The sequence below is a fragment of the Gordonia sp. VNK21 genome (assembly GCF_046098115.1).
GTDB lineage: Bacteria > Actinomycetota > Actinomycetes > Mycobacteriales > Mycobacteriaceae > Gordonia.
Genome location: NZ_JBJURU010000004.1, coordinates 25472 through 41362, shown reverse-complemented (window position 1 = coordinate 41362; position 15891 = coordinate 25472). Strand labels below are relative to the sequence as shown.

The following is a 15891-nucleotide window of genomic DNA, read 5'->3' as shown; positions in this document are numbered from 1 at the left end:
TCCGCACCCGATGATCGACGCACTGGTCAAGGGGCTCCGGCCCACCCTGCCGATCCTGCAGTGCGAACACGGCACCTACGAGACCGCCCGGATCGCCTCGCACACTCGGGGTGCGATGGCCGCCGGATCGGTCCGCAAGATCGAGGCGGCGCTCTCGCTGATGGAACGCCACATGGCCTCCGACGAGCTGTTCGCGCAGCTGAATCTGCAGGTGCCGCAGGCGGTCACCCCGCAGATGTTCGAGTACCAGCTGCTGGCCCAGGCCAAGGCCGACCCGCAGCACATCGTCCTTCCGGAAGGGGAGGAGGACCGCATCCTGCGGGCCGCCGGCCGGTTGCTGCGGCGCGGCGTGGCACGGCTGACCCTGCTGGGCAACGAGGATGCGATCCGCCGCCGCGCCGAGGAACTCGGCATCGATCTGGCCGCAGTGGACGTGATCGATCCGCGCACCAGCGAACTGGTCGACGAGTTCGCCGGCATCTACACCGAGCTGCGCAAGCACAAGGGCATGACCGTCGAGCGGGCGCTCGAGGTGGTCCGTGACGAGTCGTACTTCGGCACCATGATGCTCTACACCGGCATGGTCGACGGCATGGTCTCCGGCGCGGTGCACACCACTGCGCAGACCATCCGACCGGCCTTCGAGATCATCAAGACCCAGCCCGGTGTGGACACCGTCTCGAGCGTCTTCTTCATGTGTCTGGCCGACAAGGTGCTCACCTACGGCGACTGCGCCGTGGTGCCCGATCCGACGGCCGAGGAGCTGGCCGACATCGCGATCTCCTCGGCGGCCACCGCCGGGACCTTCGGCATCGAGCCGCGGGTGGCCATGCTCAGCTACTCCACCGGCGGCTCCGGCAGCGGCGCAGACGTCGAAAAGGTCCGCAGTGCAACCGAACTGGTCCGTACCCGGGCCCCGGAACTGCTGGTGGAGGGTCCGATCCAGTACGACGCCGCGATCGACCCGTCGGTGGCTGCGACCAAGATGCCGGACTCGCCGGTGGCCGGACAGGCCACCGTGCTGATCTTCCCGGACCTGAACACCGGCAACAACACCTACAAGGCGGTGCAGCGCAGCGCCAGCGCAGTGGCGATCGGGCCGGTGCTGCAGGGGCTGAACAAGCCGATGAACGATCTGTCCCGCGGTGCGCTGGTCTCCGACGTCGTCAACACCGTCGCGATCACCGCCATCCAGGCCCAGAACAACAAGCGAGCGCAGTCGAGCGTCGCCGATCACCCGAGCTGAGGGAGCAGGCCCATGAGTGGAGCGGATCCAGTGGACCAGCAGCGGCTGGCCGGTGCGGTGCTGGTGGTGAACGCGGGCTCGTCGTCGCTGAAGTATCAGCTGGTGGATCCGGACACCGCCGAGGTCTTCGCCGACGGTCTGGCCGAACGGATCGGGGAGAGCGCGCCGGTGATCACCCACACCGCCTTCGGCGTGGAGCGGGTGGTCACCGAACCGGTGGCCGACCATCTTGCGGCGATCGCCGTCGTGGTGCGGTTGATGCGTGAGAGCGGACTGGATCTGCGTGCCGCCGGCCTGTCCGCGGTGGGCCACCGGGTGGTGCACGGAGGCCGCAGCTTCCACGCGCCGACGGTGATCACCGAGAAGGTCCGTTCCGAGATCGAACGGATCGCTCCGCTGGCCCCGCTGCACAATCCGCCCAACCTGATCGGCATCGACGCGGTGACCGAACTGCTGCCCGAGGTGCCGCAGGTGGCGGTCTTCGACACCGCCTTCTTCCACGACCTGCCCGACGCCGCCGCCACCTATGCGCTCGATGCGCAGGTGGCGGCGGAACACGGGGTGCGCCGCTACGGCTTCCACGGCACCAGCCACCAGTACGTGTCGCGGCGGGCCGCGGAGTTCCTGGGCCGCCCGGACGGACAGCTCAGGCAGATCGTGCTGCACCTGGGCAACGGCGCCTCGGCGTCGGCGATCGACGGCGGCCGCGCCGTGGACACCTCCATGGGGATGACCCCGCTCGAAGGCCTGGTGATGGGAACCCGCACCGGCGACATCGATCCGGGGATCGCCTTTCAGCTGCACCGGGTCGGCGGGATGAGCGTCGACCAACTGGACCGCCTCTACAACAAGGGATCCGGACTCTACGGGCTGTGCGGCGACAACGACTTCCGCACCGTCCTGCAGCGACGGTCGGACGGCGACGCGGCCGCCGACCTGGCCTACCGGGTCTACGTGCACCGGCTCCGGCACTACATCGGCGCCTACCTGGTGGAGCTCGGCGGGGTGGACGCGATCACCTTCACCGCCGGAGTCGGGGAGAACGCCGCGCCGGTGCGCGCCGACGCTCTGGCCGGGATGGAGGCGTTCGGGATCGCGATCGATCCGGACCGTAATGCGGTGCGCAGCAAGGAGAGCCGCCGGATCTCGACCGACGATTCGGCGGTCGCGGTGCTGGTGGTCCCGACCAACGAGGAACTCGAGATCGCCCGCCAGGCGGCGGGCGTCGTCCGCGGCTGAGAGCCCGGGGGCCGGCGGACCGGAGCCGGCTCAGAAGAGCGTCGCGGGCCGGATCAGGTTGGCCAGATCCACCAGCAGGAAGCGGTGCGCCCGATTGTCCCGGGTCTGCCGGGCCAGCTCGCGCAGCGACCGTTCGGTACCGGCCCGCAGGCCCTGTTCGGTGAACGGGAAGCCGAGGAACTCCGGCGGCGACTGACCCTCCGGGACGGTGAGCCGGTCGGGGTGCGCCTCCATCCAGCCCAGGGCGGTGCCCAGCACGATGATCTGCAGCCGGCTGCGGCGGCCGTCGTCGTCGGCGATCTGCGCGAGACGGTCGGCGGCCTCGACCAGCTCCTCCCGGGAGACCTCGCCGGGAGGGCGGCCGTGCACCAGGGCGATGATCGCGCTCTGCTGAGCCCGGCCGAAGTGCCGGTTGGTGGCGGGCACCTCGTCGAGCGGCTCGATCGCATCGGTGTGCCGGCCCTCGGCGAGCAGCATCCGGGCCAGCCCGAACGCCGCCGTGACGATCGCGTGGTCGGTGATCCACAGGTCGTGGTAGTGCTGACGGGCGATGTCGTACCACTGCTCGACCTGGGCGACCTGCTCGTTGGTGAGGTCCTCGGTCTGCGAGAGCCAGTAGCCGATCAGCTCGGCGGTGCCGGCGACGGCCAGCTTGGGCGCCAGCTCGCCGGGCACCGCCTCGAGTACCTCGTGGAAGCGGCGGTAGGCCAGCTCGGTCTCGGTGTTGAGCAGGGCGCAGATCCCCAGATACCAGTGCACCCGCCAGGAGTCGCCGAACCGTTCGGCGGTCTGCGTGAGCAGGGTGCTGGCGGTACCCAGATTGCCCAGCTCGAGGTGCGCGCGGGCCTCGGCGAGGGCGATCTCCACCGACGGATGCACCGGATCGATCCCGTCGTCGTCGAGGTCGAGATTCAGTGTGCTGAAACCGTCTTCGCGGGCAGCGGCGATACTGTCGAGCACCTGCTGCGGGTAGGAGAGCGCCGCCGACGAGAGCAGGCCCGCGGCCGGATCGTCGGGGTCGACCAGGGGCAGCGGCAGGGCGCGGGCGATCTCGTCCGGGTCGGGCACGGGGGCCTCGCCCGGATCGAAGAAGCCGTCCACCGGGGCGAGGATCAGCCGGGTGCCGAAGGTGGACCGCTGCGGGGTGAAGACCTTGGACATCGACGGCCGCGGCACGCCGGTGTGCAGGGCCACCGTCTCGCGCAGCACCGCCAGCACCTGGTTGGTCATCTCCTCGGTGGATTCGAAGCGCTCGGCCGGGTCGGCGGCGGTGGCCCGGTGGAGCAGGTAGTAGTACGAAGGATTCTCCAGGAACAGCTCGGTGGTGTCCGGGTCGGGCAGGCCGTCGTCGTAGCGGCCCTTGGTCATCGGCATGTCCAGGGTCAGCACGGCCAGGGTGCGGCCGATGCCGTAGATGTCGGTGACCACCTGCGGTCCGGTCTCGACGATCTCCGGGGCCTGGAACCCGGGGGTGCCGTACAGATGGCCGTAGCCGTTGATCGCCGAGACCGCGCCCAGGTCGATCAGCTTCACCTCGTCCTGGGTGATCATGATGTTGTCGGGCTTCACGTCGTTGTAGACCAGCCCGAGCGAATGCAGATGCCCCACGGCCGAGAGCACTTCGAGAATGTAGGCCATCGCCTGCTCGATCGGCAGGTTGATCTTCTCGCCGCGGCTGTCGGTGGTCAGCTGTTTGAGCGTGTGACCGCCCACGTACTCCATGACGATGTAGCCGAACTGGCGGTCGTCCGGGTCGGTGTACTCGACGAAGTTGTAGATCTTGACGATGCCCGGATCGTTCACCGATGCCAGGAACTGGCGCTCGGCGATGGCGACGGCGCGCGCCGCCGAATCCGACGAGTTCAGCAGACCTTTGAGCACCACCGGGCGATCGGAGACGTTGTGGTCGACGGCCAGATAGATCCAGCCCATGCCGCCGTGGGCGATCGCGCCGGCGATCTCGTACTGGTCGGCGACCATCGTGCCGCGGGCGAGCCCGGGGACGAACGAGTAGCGGGCGCCGCAGTGCGGACAGTGCCCGGTGAGCGGCCCGGCACCGTCGCCGTCGCTCCGGCCGACCGGCTTGCCGCACTTCCAGCAGAAGCGTTTGCTCTCGACGATGATCGGATTCGACAGCACCGCGTCGTCGGGATCGATGTCCTGGATGGTGGGCAGCGGTACCAGTTCGGCGCCGAGCCGGCGGTCGTGCACGGGAGCGGTGGCGCGCCGGAGCGTCCGCCGCGGCGTATCGCCGATGATCCGGCGCAGCGCGGTGGCCTCGGTCTCGCCGGACAGATCCGGGGTGGCGGCCTGCGTTCCCTGGGTGGCCTCGGTCGGCATCGGGGTGACTTCGGTCGGCATCGGAGTGGCCTCGGTGGCGCGCTGTGTCTGCACGGTGGGCTCGGAGGCCGTCGACCCGGCGCCGGTCGCCGGATCCGGATCGCTGTGTGGTGGGGTGGGTGTCATCTCTCCTCAGCTCACCGAGTCAGTCGCGATAGCGGATGGTCGGTGGATACCCGGGACCGAGCACCGAGAGCCACCGGTTGTAGGAACTCTGCCAGCTGCCGTCGGCGATGCGCTCGGCCAGCACGCCGTTGATGAAGCGGACCAGATCGTTCTGGCCCAAGGGGATTCCCACGCCGTAGTTCTCGTAACCGAGCGATTCGCCGACCACCTGCACCTGCGGATCCTGCGCGGCGATCCCGGCCAGGATCGGGTCGTCGCCGGCGATGGCGTCCACCTGGTCCTGCTGCAGCATCACCAGGCAGTCGGACCAGTTGTTGGTGGTCACGATGTGCGCCTCCGGCGCCCGCTTGAGCAGCCGGGTGATGGCGGTGGCGCCGCCGGTGGCGCAGGCGGTCTTGCCGTTGAGCGACTGCGCGTCCCGGATCCCGGAACCGCGATAGGTCAGAATCCGTTGTGAAGCACTGTAATACGGCGACGAGAAGGCCACCTGATCGAGCCGCTCGCAGGTGATCGACATGGATTTCACGACGATGTCCACCTCGCCGTTCTGTAGTGCCCGGATCCGGTCCCCGGTCGACAGGATCCGGTACTCGATGCGGGATTCGCCGAAGATCGCATCCGAGATCCAGTGCGCCACGTCCACGTCGAAGCCCTCGATGTCGCCGGAGATGGGGTCGCGGAAGCTGAGCGGATTGCTGCCCAGATCGGTGCCGACCACCAGCCGGCCCCGGTCGGCGATACGGCGCATGGTGGAGCCGCGCGGCATGTCGCCGGGTTCGGGCATCGTCGCCGGCGGCCGGAGGCTGACGTCGGCGTCGCAGGTCTGGGCGTCGATCCCGATGGGGGCGGGCACACCGCTGGATGCGCCCGGCGGGGTGGGCAGTACCGCGGTGGTGGTCGGCGGATCGCCGTGCGGGGCGCCGTCGAGGGTGCAGCCGGCCAGCGCCAGGACCAGCACGAGCAGGGCCGCCAGAGCGGCGCGGGCGGGCCGCCGGCCGGTCACCGGTACTCCCGGATGCGCGGGATCAGGCCGCCGACCACCGACAATGCGGCCAAGGCGCAGAGCAGGCCGATCCCGCTGCCGGTGAAGCCGAGCAGTTGCTGAGCGGTGTGGATCTTGTCGCGGAAGGTCGCGCGGGTGTCCGCGATGGCACGCAGCAGCGAATCGTTGACCGCGGTGTAGCCGGTCGCGGTGCTGGACTCGCTGGTGCCGATGGTCTGGTCTACGGCCGCCGCGAAGTCCCCGGAGGTGAGCTCGTCGGTGACACCGCTGTGCGCCTCCGCCCACTGGCGCAGGGCGGCTTTGGTCTTCTCCAGCGGTTCGGTGATCTCCGCGGCGTCGGGGTTCTGCGCGATCAGGGTGTCGGCCATCGCGGTGATCCGGTCGATGGAACCGGTGAAGTCCTGATCGAGCTGGGCCGGGGCGGTCCGTCGCACCAGGGAGAGGGTCTCTACCGAGCGGGCCTGCTGAGTGAGGATCCGCATCGAGGTGAGCTCGTGCAGGGGGTCGGCGCCGCCGTTCTTGGCGGTGTTCGCCGCGGCCACCGAGGTCAGGCCGGTCACCAGCAGCCACAGGGTGCCGACGACCAGTGAGGCCAGCGCGAGGATCAGGCCGATGTTGAAATGCCGGCGGGTGCGCAGCGCCAGATAGCGTGCCACCAGCGCCAGCATCAGGATGGTGCCGGCCAGCGCCACGTACACGCCCCACGGCGGGACGGTCAGGGTCCGCTGCGGCTCGGAGATGGCCGTCGACCTCTGATCGTAGAGGCGTTTGGCGGCCGGCAGGATCTGATCCTGCATGAGGCTCGAGGCCTGAACCAGATAGGCGGAGCCCACCGGATTGCCGAGCCGGTTGTTGGTGCGGGCGGTCTCGATCAGACCGGTGTACACCGGGATCTGGGTGGCGAGCAGCGCCAGATCGCTGCGGATCGCGGGCTGGTCGCCGTCGGTCGTCTCCTCGCCGGGCGGGGCGGCGTCGGCCGAGGCTACCAGCGCGGTGCCGGCGCTGGCCACCGCGTCGGCGTACTGGTGGCGCAGCTGCGTGGATTCGCGGCCGCCGGAGATGAACGCCGAGTTGGCGGCGGCGTCGGCCACCGAGAGCGAGCTGTAGAGGACCTCCGCCGATTCGGCGAGCGGCTCGGTGCGGTCGATCAGGGTGGCCAGGGTCTCGCTGCGGGTGCTCAGCGCCGACGACGAATACCAGCCGGTCAGAGCGCACGCCAAGATCATCGCCAGCATGATCACCACCAGCCGGCCCGGGGTGGTTCCGGCGTAGAACCGGAAGGCGGCGATCGGCGAACTCACCCGGTCACGGGTCATCGCGGCCAGCTCGCGCCGGTCGGCGATCACCTGGCGCAGTCGGGGATTGGCCTGGGACGACTCCGGCACCACCCGGTGACCGGCATGAGTCAGCGCGGAGCGTACCGGTGACTGCTGCGCACTCACGACCGTCCCTTCTGTCGTGGCCCCAACCCTAGTCCGCAATCGTGCGTGCCGATCGCGACACCCGGTACCGTTGGGGACGAATGCATGCGAGTCGGGAACATCGCCGCGTGGCGGTGCGCCCGGACCATCCGAGGAGAGGTCGCCGGAGTGCGCGGAGATGGGGACGGCTGGGTCTTCGACCCCGACGGTGCGCGCTATTGGGGGCGCCACGGTGCGGCGGGTCTGCTGTTGTGCGTGCGCCGGGAGGCCGCAGGGGCCGACACCGGCGGGGGTTTCGCGATCCTGCTTCAGCACCGTGCGGTCTGGTCGCATCAGGGCGGCACCTGGGGGCTGCCCGGCGGTGCGCGGGACTCGCATGAGACGGCGGTGCAGGCGGCCGTCCGCGAGGCCCACGAGGAGACCGGTATCGCCGAGGACCAGATCCAGGTGCTCGACGAGAAGGTGACCCACGAGGCGGTCAGCGGCTGGACCTACACCACCGTGCTGGCGCGCGCCGACGCGCCGATCGCCACCACCGCCAACGGCGAATCGGCCGAACTGCGCTGGGTGCCCGACGATGAGGTGGACACCCTCCCGCTGCATCCGGGGTTCGGCCGGTCCTGGCCGTCCCTGCGCAAGCTGCTGCGCTGAACCGGATACGCGGGATCTTTCCGGCCTGAACCAGTCCGGTGGCGGCCCAGTCCGGGATCGGGAGGGCTCAGTCCAGAATCGGGGTGGCCAGCTGGTTGGCCCCGGCGACCAGTGCGGCGATGGTGGCCTCGTCGCCGTCGGTGCCGCGACCGTACGCCCAGCACTGCCGGCCGTCCCGTTCGCACAGCAGGTAGGCGGCGGTGCCGGCGCCGTCGTGCTGATGGTGCAGGGAGACGATCTCGACGCCGGCGTTCAGGCCGTAGAGGATCTCGCTCATGGCGCTGATGGCTCCGTGCGCGCTGGCCTCCCGGTATTCGGTGCGCCCGCGCAGGGCCAGCCGCGCGCGGCAGCGGACCGAGTACCCGGCGTCCGGCTCCACCTCGAGCTCGTGCAGGGCGATGGCGCCGTCCGGGCAGTAGGCGGCGCTCAGGCGCTGGTCGGTCATGCCGGCCGCCTCGGCGGGGAACCAGCGCGGTGGACGTGGGTGGGCGGCGCCGGCCGGGGCGGTTCCGGTGATCTGCTGTTCACGGCTACAGCGTGCGCGCTGGCGGAAAACGGTGGACATCTCGTGGCTTCAATCCGGTCGAAGATTCGGTGACCGACGAGAGAATGAGTCGAAAGGCAGAGACGACGAACCCGCAGCGGGGGGTCGGTCGAAATCAGACCCCGCTGCGGCGGGTTACGAGAAGCTGCCGGTTCATGATGGAGCCAGCCTACTCGGATCGGCGGTGGGCGCAAATCCTTTTCGGGTTCCCCGGGTTCAGGACAGACCGGCGCGCAGCTCCCGGGCCGCGGCGGCGGCGTCGTCGGCCGCGGTCAGCGCCCGCACCACCACGATGCGCTCGGCGCCGGCCGCCCGCACCTGCGGCACCCGGCCGGCGTCGATCCCGCCGATCGCGAACCACGGCTTGTCCGGCGCACGGTCGGCGGTGCTGCGCACCAGGTCGAGCCCGGTGGCCTCGCGGCCCGGCTTGGTGGGGGTGGACCAGCACGGTCCGGTGCAGAAGTAGTCGACGTCGCCGTCGGCGATCGCACCGGCGGCCTGCTCGACGTCGTGGGTGGACCGGCCGATCACCGTCTCCGGTCCCACCAGGGTGCGGGCGGCGGCCGGCGGCAGATCGTCCTGCCCCAGGTGCAGGACGTCGGCGCCGGACAGGGCGGCGACGTCGGCGCGATCGTTGACCGCCAGCAGTGCCCCGGCCCGCCGGGTCAGCTCCTTGAGCCGGGCCAGGATCTCCAGTTCCTCCCGGGCTTCGAGGGCGCCGAAGCGCTGGGCGCCGGCCGATCCCTTGTCCCGCAGCTGCACGATGTCCACGCCGCCGGCCAGCGCCGCGGACACGAAGTCGAGCAGGTCGCCGCGTTCGCGCCGGGCGTCGGTGCACAGGTACAGGCGGGCGTCGGCAAGCCGGTTGCGGGGCGGGATCGGGTGGGACGAGGCGGTCATGGTGTCGACGGTAGGCTAGGGCCCGCATGGAAAGCACGCGGGCATCGCCCGCGTGGTCCACGGGTGCCCGGAGGATCGCCGGGCTGAGATCGCGGAGCCGCCGCCGCTGACCGTCGTACCTGATCCGGGTAATGCCGGCGAAGGAAGGAAGTGCGATGGCACGTGAGATGACAGTGGTCGGCGGTGGCGCCGTCGGCCTGGGTTGCGCGCTGGCCGCCGCCGACGCGGGCTGGCGGGTGCGGGTGTACGACGCCGGTCCCGAAGGCCGCGCCGCGCAGGTGGCCGGCGGCATGCTGGGCTGCCTGGGCGAGGCGCACCCCGGCGAGGATGCGCTGCTCGCGGTGTCCGCCGACTCAGTGGCGCGCTGGCCCGCGCTGCTCGAGCGTCTCGGCGATCCGCAGGTGCAGGCGGCGGCGTCGACGCTGCTGGTGGCCGGTTCGGCCACCGACCGTGCCCACCTGGACGAGCAGGCGGCCTATCTGCGCCTGCGGTTGCCGCAGGCTGTGCTCGAACCGGTGTCGGCCGGCGAGATCCGCGAGGCCGAGACGGCGCTGAGCCGCAACACGGCCGGCGGCTACCGGCTGCGCGGTGAGGGGGCGGTGGACAACCGCCGGTTGCTGGCCGCGCTGCGCCGTGCGGTGACGGCGGCCGGCGGCGAGTTCGCGGCGCCGGGACGGGTGAGTGCCGGTGACCTGGCGTCACTGCCCGGCGACCAGCTGCTGGTGGCGGCCGGCCTGGGCAGCGCGGAACTGCTGCCCGGCTGGGCGGACGAGCTGGGGCTGCGTGGGGAGAAGGGGGAGATCCTGCGGCTGCGCCGGACCGGCTGGTCGGTACCGCCGCCGGAGCACGTGGTGCGCGGGCGCTGGCACGGCCGCAACGTGTACCTGGTGCCCCGGGCCGACGGGGTGGTGGTCGGCGCCACCCAGTACGAGGCCGACGGTCCCGGCGACCTGCTGCCGCAGGCCGGCGGTGTGGCCGATCTGCTGCTGGATGCCTGCGAGCTGATGCCGGGGCTGCGCACCTACGAACTCCTCGAGGCGGGCGCAGGGATCCGGCCGGTCTCCCGCGACGGCGTTCCGGTGGTGCGCCGCCTCGACGACCGGTTGCTGGTGGCGGCCGGGCACGGCCGCAACGGCATCGCGCTCACCCCGGGTACGGCGGCGCAGGTGGTGGACTTGCTGGGGGAGCCCGGATGACCGGGGCGGCGGAGGATTCGAGTACAGAACGGACGAAAGGTGGAGAGTGACGATGGAATTCACGGTCAACGGTGACCAGGTGCGGATGCCGGGAACCCCGGACGTGTACGCGCTGCTGGCGCATCTCGAGCTTCCGGACGAGGGGGTGGCCGTCGCCGTCGAAGGCGTCGTGCGTCCCAGGACGCAGTGGGGTGAGCCGGTCCCGGAGTATTCGCGCATCGACGTGCTGACGGCGGTCCAGGGTGGCTGAGCAGGATCCGCCGCTGGTGGTGGCCGGTCGTGAGCTGACCTCCCGGCTGATCATGGGCACCGGCGGGGCGTCGAGCCTGGACGTGCTCGAGCGGGCGTTGGTGGCCTCGGGCACGGAACTGACCACGGTGGCGATGCGCCGGGTGCGCCCGGGCTCGGGGACCGGGGTACTGGATCTGTTGCGCCGCTTGGGGATTGCGGTTCTGCCCAACACGGCGGGCTGTCATACGGCGGCGGAGGCGCTGCTGACGGCGCAACTGGCGCGGGAGGCCACCGGGACGTCGCTGGTGAAGCTGGAGGTGGTGGCCGACGAACGCACCCTGCTGCCCGATCCGGTGGAGTTGGTGGATGCGGCCCGGGCGCTGGTGGCTGACGGCTTCGAGGTGATGGCCTACACCAACGACGATCCGGTGCTGGCGCGGCGACTGGAGGACCTGGGGGTGGCGGCGGTGATGCCGCTCGGCTCGCCGATCGGCACCGGTCTGGGCATCGCGAACCCGCACAACATCGAGATGATCGTCGCCCGGGCCGGGGTGCCGGTGGTGCTCGACGCCGGTATCGGCACGGCCAGCGATGCGGCGCTGGCGATGGAACTCGGCTGCGATGCGGTGCTGCTGGCCTCGGCGGTTACCCGCGCGGTGGACCCGGAGGCGATGGCCGTGGCCATGCGGCATGCGGTGCTCGGCGGCCGTCTCGCGGCCCGCGCCGGCCGCATCCCCAAACGCTTCTGGGCCCACGCCTCCTCCCCGGCCCCCGACCCCCACTGCTGACCCCGGCCCCGCACCCCGACAGCCCCCGATCCCCAGTCATACGCTCTAACCAAGGTGAGCCACGACGGCCCCGACACCACGGTGTCCCCCCCCAGAAAACCTCATAGAGCAGGGCCGGGTGGGGTGTCGTCCCGAGCCCTCCGCAGCGACGAGCCGCCAGGCGAGGAGTGAGGACTGCCGAGGGGCGACACCCCACCCGGCCCACCCCCGGATCCAGAAGAGTTATTCGGGATCGGCACGCCCGCGGCGCCAGCCGCCGAGCTCTTCCGGCGCCTCCCCGAAGTGGTCCGGGTCCCCGCTGCCGTAGTAGGCGACCAGGATGGCGCCGATGACGGCGCCGATGAAGCCGGCCACGGCCATCCAGCCCAGGCCGGGCTGGGCGTGATCGCCGAGGAAGAGCACACCGATGATGCTCGGGCCGGCGGTCTCGCCGACGACGAGGACGGCGGTGACGCCGTTGACGGCGCCGACCTGCAGGGCGACGGTCTGCACGAAGAAGCCGCTGGCGCCGGCGACGGCGATGGCCCAGGCGGCGGGGTCGGTGAGCAGGGTGACCGGCTCGAACGGAGCGACGCCGTCGAGGACGCGAACGGCGATGGCGATCACGCCGAACTGGAGACCGCCGGCGAAGCCGCCGAAGAAGGCGGCGTATTTACCGAAGCGGTAGACGCCGAACAGTCCGAGCGCGCCGATCCCGATGGCCACCCCGAGCAGCACCCAGTGGAAGGTGTCGGTGGCGTGGTCGTCGGTGTGCGGCGACGACGAGATGCCGAGCATGCACAGCGAGAGCACCACCATCCAGATGGCGACCCAATCACGGGTGTGCAGGGTGATGTTGAGCAGGAAGGTGCCGGCCAGGGCGGTGACGACGAGGTTGGCCGAGACGATCGACTGGGCCAGGAAGAGCGGCAGGAAGCGGGCGGCCAGCGCACCGCCGGCGAAGCCGACGACCACCATGACGGTGCCGAGGATGAAAGCCGGATCGGTGAGCGTGGACATCGTCGACGACATCGACGGCGCCGAATCGGTCTCGCTGGGCGCGGGTGCGCCGCCTTCGCGTTCGGCGACGGCCACCCGGCGGGCGCCGAGCGCCCGGAACACGGTGGACATGCCGTATGCGAGCGCGGCCATCATCGCGGCGATGATTCCGATGGCGTACACGGCTGATGTTCTCCGGGGTGGTTGTGCGGCGGCGATTCCGGGCCGGTGGTGGCCCGCTTCACTCTAAATCTGAGATAACCCTGAACGCTATCAGGTTGTTCCGAGCCGACCCGATACGCTGTGGGCGTGGAAGAGGACAAGCGCATGCACATTCTGGTGACCTTCGGACGCTCGTTCCTCACGCTGAATCTCGCGCGATTGCTGCACGCCGCCGGGCATCGGGTGAGCGTGGCCGACTGTGTGCCGATCGCCGTGAGCCGCTATTCGAAGGCGGTGAGTGGATTCCATCGGGTGGTGCCGCCCCGGTATGAGCCGCAGGAGTACTGCCGCCAGATCGCGGCGATCGTGGAGTCCGAGGGCATCGACATGGTGATCCCGATTCACGAGGAGACCGACATCCTGGCGATGATGGCGGGCCTGTTCCCGCCGTCGGTGGATCTGTTCCTGTCCGATTTCGAGATCGAGGACATGCTGCACAACAAGCTCTTGTTCCAGCGCAAGCTGGTGGAGCTGGGGGTGCCCGCGCTCAAGTTCACGTCGATCTCGGGGCCGCAGGACATTCCGAAGCTCGACTTCGACACCCCGTTCGCGGTGAAGCAGGCGTATTCGCGCGGATCGCAGCAGATCTACAAGGCCTATCCCGGCGACACCCTCGATCAGCTCACCTTCGATCCGACCAATCCGTGGATCGCTCAGGAGTGGATGGAGGGCGACCGCTACTGCACGTATTCGGTCTGCCGGGACGGCAAGGTGTACGCGCACGCCACCTATCCGGTGAGCTATGCGATCGACGGGAAGTCGTGCCTGACCTTCACTCACGTCGACCATCCGGGCATCCAGGAATGGGTGGAGCACGTCGTCGGCGCGATCGGTTTCACCGGTCATGTGGGCTTCGATTTCATCGAGAACCCGGTGCACGGGCTGCGGACCATCGAATGCAATCCGCGGGGCACCAGCGGGATCATGCTGTTCACCCCGGAGAACCGGGTGGATCGGGCGTTCCTCGGCACGAACACCGAGATCATCACCCCGCCGACCGACCGCACCCGGATGATCGGCATCGGGATGGCGCTGTACGGCTGGCGCAAGAACGCCCTGCCGGACAACACCTTGCGCGGCTTCTGGCGGGATTTCCGGGCCGCCGACGACGTGATCGCGGAGAAGGGGGATCAGCGGCCGGCGGCCATGCTGGTCCCGGCGTACTCGAACATTCTGCGGAACTGCGTCAAGTACAAGGTCAATCTCGCGCAGGGCTTCATGCACGATCACGAGTGGGACGGCCACCAGATCTAGCATTCCGCCACGCCGGTCTGTCGGTCGACTGGAGTACTCGGCCGCTCGGCAGGGCACAATCGTTCGCGTGATCGTCGTCGACAGATTGACCAAGAGTTACGGCTCCATGGTGGCCGTGAACGATGTCTCGTTCAGCGCGCTGCCGGGCCAGGTGGTGGGATTCCTCGGACCCAACGGGGCCGGGAAGTCCACCACGCTGCGGATCCTGGCGGGCCTGACGCTGCCGAGCGCGGGTTCGGCCACCATCGGCGGTCTGGCCTACCGGGACATCCCGAATCCGGCGTCGCAGGTGGGCACCCTGCTCGATGCGTCGGCCTTCCACAACGGCCGCACCGGCCGGGAGACGCTGAAGCTGGCCGCGATGACCATGGGCCTGCCCGATTCCCGGGTGCAGCAGATGCTCGAAGTGGTGGGTCTGACCGACCAGGAGGCCAAGCGCCGGATCCGGAACTATTCGCTGGGTATGCGCCAGCGTCTCGGCCTGGCGGCGGCACTGCTCGGCAATCCGCGGGTGCTGCTGCTCGACGAGCCGGTCAACGGCCTGGACCCGGCCGGCATCCACTGGATGCGCGGGGTGCTGCGGCATTTCGCGGACAACGGCGGCACCGTGCTGCTGTCCTCGCATCTGCTGCACGAGGTGGAGATGATCGCCGACCACATCGTGGTGATCGGGCAGGGCCGGATCATGGCGCAGGGTTCCACCGAGCAGCTCGTCGGCGGCCCCGGAACGCAGGTGCAGGCCGGCGACGACGCCGCGCTCGGGCAGGCGCTGACCGCCGCCGGACTGGTGGCCCGCACCTCCACCGAAGGCGGCCTGTACGTGCAGGCCGAACCGGAGCAGGTGGGGCTGATCGCCGCCCAGCACGGGCTGGCTCTCAAAGAGCTCCGGCGGGCCGGCAGCGGCCGCCTCGAGGAGCTGTATCTGCAATTGACGGCCGGGCACGATCGAGGACCGATCGCCCCGACGACGGGAGGACCGCGATGACCGCGCCGGGTGTGCCGAATCTGATCGATCCGCAGGTGCCGGGTGTGCGCTTCGGCTCGCTGGTGCGGGTGGAGAGCCGGAAGCTGACCGACTCGCGCGGGGCGCTCGGGGTGCTCATCGCCCTGGGAGTGCTGCTGCTGATCATCACGATCACCGGCATGTCCAACGGGACGATCGCCTTCGACTCGGCGCTGTCGGCGCTGTCGGCGACGGCGGCGAACTTCCTGGCGATCATCGCCATCATGCTGGTGACCGCGGAGTGGAGTCAGCGTTCGGTGGTGTCGACGTTCACGCTCGAGCCGCGGCGGGAACGGGTGGTGGTCGCCAAAGCGCTTGCGGCGCTGGCGCTCGGCGCTGTGGCGTTCGTGGTCTGCCTGCTGCTGGCATGGCTGATCTCGGCGGTGAACGGGGAAACGATGGACCACGCGGGCGAGGCCCTGGTCTCGGCCGCCCTGTACATCGGTTTCCTGGTGCTGATGGGTTTCGCCTTCGCCCTGCTGCTGCTGAACACCCCGGGCGCGATCGTCGCCTTCTTCATCCTGCCGACGCTGCTGGTGCCGCTGCTGGTGGGCCTGGTCTCCGATCAGGATTCGGACGCGCAGACGTGGGTGACCCCGAGCATGGCGCTCGATCAGTTCACACCCGGAACCACCAGCAGTGGCAGTCCGTGGTTGCCGCTGCTGGTGTGCGCGTTGGTGTGGATCGTGCTGCCGGGGGCGCTCGGCGCGTACCGGGTGCAGGTCAGCGAGGTCAAGTAGCGGCTCGGG

At 70.1% G+C, this 15891-nt stretch carries 15 protein-coding genes and 1 riboswitch; of the genes, 9 read left to right on the top strand and 6 right to left on the bottom strand.

What is annotated here, in order from left to right:
• Both pta and ACJMNC_RS05920 read left to right on the top strand, forming a co-directional pair.
• The coding region (gene pta, locus ACJMNC_RS05925; protein WP_408947023.1) for a phosphate acetyltransferase at positions 1–1246 on the top strand (1246 nt) is incomplete at its 5' end.
• A gap of 12 nt (positions 1247–1258) precedes the next feature.
• On the top strand, positions 1259–2485 hold the full coding sequence (locus ACJMNC_RS05920; RefSeq protein WP_408947022.1) for an acetate kinase: 1227 nt from the start codon (positions 1259–1261) through the stop codon (positions 2483–2485).
• 30 nt (positions 2486–2515) lie between these two features.
• Here the strand turns inward: ACJMNC_RS05920 and ACJMNC_RS05915 are convergent, their stop codons facing one another.
• Genes ACJMNC_RS05915 through ACJMNC_RS05905 form a run of 3 tightly spaced genes read right to left on the bottom strand, consistent with a single transcriptional unit; the run spans position 2516 to position 7396 of the window.
• Positions 2516–4951, bottom strand: a complete 2436-nt coding sequence (locus ACJMNC_RS05915) for a tetratricopeptide repeat protein (RefSeq protein WP_408947021.1) — start codon at positions 4949–4951, stop codon at positions 2516–2518.
• Between the two features lie 19 nt (positions 4952–4970).
• A complete protein-coding gene (locus tag ACJMNC_RS05910; RefSeq protein ID WP_408947020.1) occupies positions 4971–5954 on the bottom strand; it encodes a glutamate ABC transporter substrate-binding protein in 984 nt (327 codons plus the stop codon).
• Positions 5951–7396 (bottom strand): hypothetical protein, encoded by a 1446-nt coding sequence (locus ACJMNC_RS05905; RefSeq protein WP_408947019.1) that lies wholly within the window; start codon positions 7394–7396, stop codon positions 5951–5953. Before ACJMNC_RS05905 ends, ACJMNC_RS05910 begins: the two co-directional genes overlap by 4 nt.
• A gap of 147 nt (positions 7397–7543) precedes the next feature.
• Between ACJMNC_RS05905 and ACJMNC_RS05900 the strand changes: the two genes are divergently transcribed.
• Entirely contained in the window at positions 7544–8026 is a 483-nt protein-coding gene (locus ACJMNC_RS05900; RefSeq protein WP_408947201.1) for an NUDIX hydrolase, read from the top strand.
• Between the two features lie 67 nt (positions 8027–8093).
• Here ACJMNC_RS05900 and ACJMNC_RS05895 read toward each other — a convergent pair whose 3' ends face one another.
• Together ACJMNC_RS05895 and thiE are read right to left on the bottom strand one after the other, a co-directional pair.
• Positions 8094–8471, bottom strand: a complete 378-nt coding sequence (locus tag ACJMNC_RS05895) for a hypothetical protein (protein WP_408947018.1) — start codon at positions 8469–8471, stop codon at positions 8094–8096.
• A 315-nt stretch (positions 8472–8786) separates the two neighbouring features.
• Positions 8787–9470, bottom strand: coding sequence for a thiamine phosphate synthase (thiE, locus tag ACJMNC_RS05890; protein WP_408947017.1), 684 nt, complete (start codon positions 9468–9470; stop codon positions 8787–8789).
• 49 nt (positions 9471–9519) lie between these two features.
• A riboswitch (TPP riboswitch) is annotated at positions 9520–9633 on the top strand.
• Between thiE and ACJMNC_RS05885 the strand changes: the two genes are divergently transcribed.
• The 3 genes from ACJMNC_RS05885 (at position 9626) to ACJMNC_RS05875 (ending at position 11685) form a co-directional block, all read left to right on the top strand.
• Entirely contained in the window at positions 9626–10666 is a 1041-nt protein-coding gene (locus tag ACJMNC_RS05885; protein ID WP_408947016.1) for an FAD-dependent oxidoreductase, read from the top strand. It overlaps the preceding riboswitch by 8 nt.
• Positions 10667–10718: 52 nt before the next feature.
• Positions 10719–10916, top strand: coding sequence for a sulfur carrier protein ThiS (gene thiS / locus ACJMNC_RS05880; protein WP_408947200.1), 198 nt, complete (start codon positions 10719–10721; stop codon positions 10914–10916).
• Positions 10909–11685, top strand: coding sequence for a thiazole synthase (locus ACJMNC_RS05875; RefSeq protein ID WP_408947015.1), 777 nt, complete (start codon positions 10909–10911; stop codon positions 11683–11685). Before thiS ends, ACJMNC_RS05875 begins: the two co-directional genes overlap by 8 nt.
• Before the next feature lie 222 nt (positions 11686–11907).
• Here ACJMNC_RS05875 and ACJMNC_RS05870 read toward each other — a convergent pair whose 3' ends face one another.
• A complete protein-coding gene (locus ACJMNC_RS05870; RefSeq protein WP_408947014.1) occupies positions 11908–12846 on the bottom strand; it encodes an EamA/RhaT family transporter in 939 nt (312 codons plus the stop codon).
• A gap of 126 nt (positions 12847–12972) precedes the next feature.
• Between ACJMNC_RS05870 and ACJMNC_RS05865 the strand changes: the two genes are divergently transcribed.
• From ACJMNC_RS05865 to ACJMNC_RS05855, 3 genes are read left to right on the top strand one after another with little or no spacing between them, the layout of a single operon-like run.
• On the top strand, positions 12973–14139 hold the full coding sequence (locus tag ACJMNC_RS05865; RefSeq protein WP_408947013.1) for an ATP-grasp domain-containing protein: 1167 nt from the start codon (positions 12973–12975) through the stop codon (positions 14137–14139).
• A gap of 58 nt (positions 14140–14197) precedes the next feature.
• Positions 14198–15124 carry an ABC transporter ATP-binding protein gene (locus tag ACJMNC_RS05860; RefSeq protein WP_408947199.1) on the top strand — a complete coding sequence of 309 codons (927 nt, stop codon included), beginning with the start codon at positions 14198–14200 and terminating at the stop codon, positions 15122–15124.
• Positions 15121–15882, top strand: a complete 762-nt coding sequence (locus ACJMNC_RS05855; RefSeq protein ID WP_408947012.1) for a hypothetical protein — start codon at positions 15121–15123, stop codon at positions 15880–15882. Before ACJMNC_RS05860 ends, ACJMNC_RS05855 begins: the two co-directional genes overlap by 4 nt.
• The last annotated feature ends 9 nt before the right edge of the window (positions 15883–15891 follow it).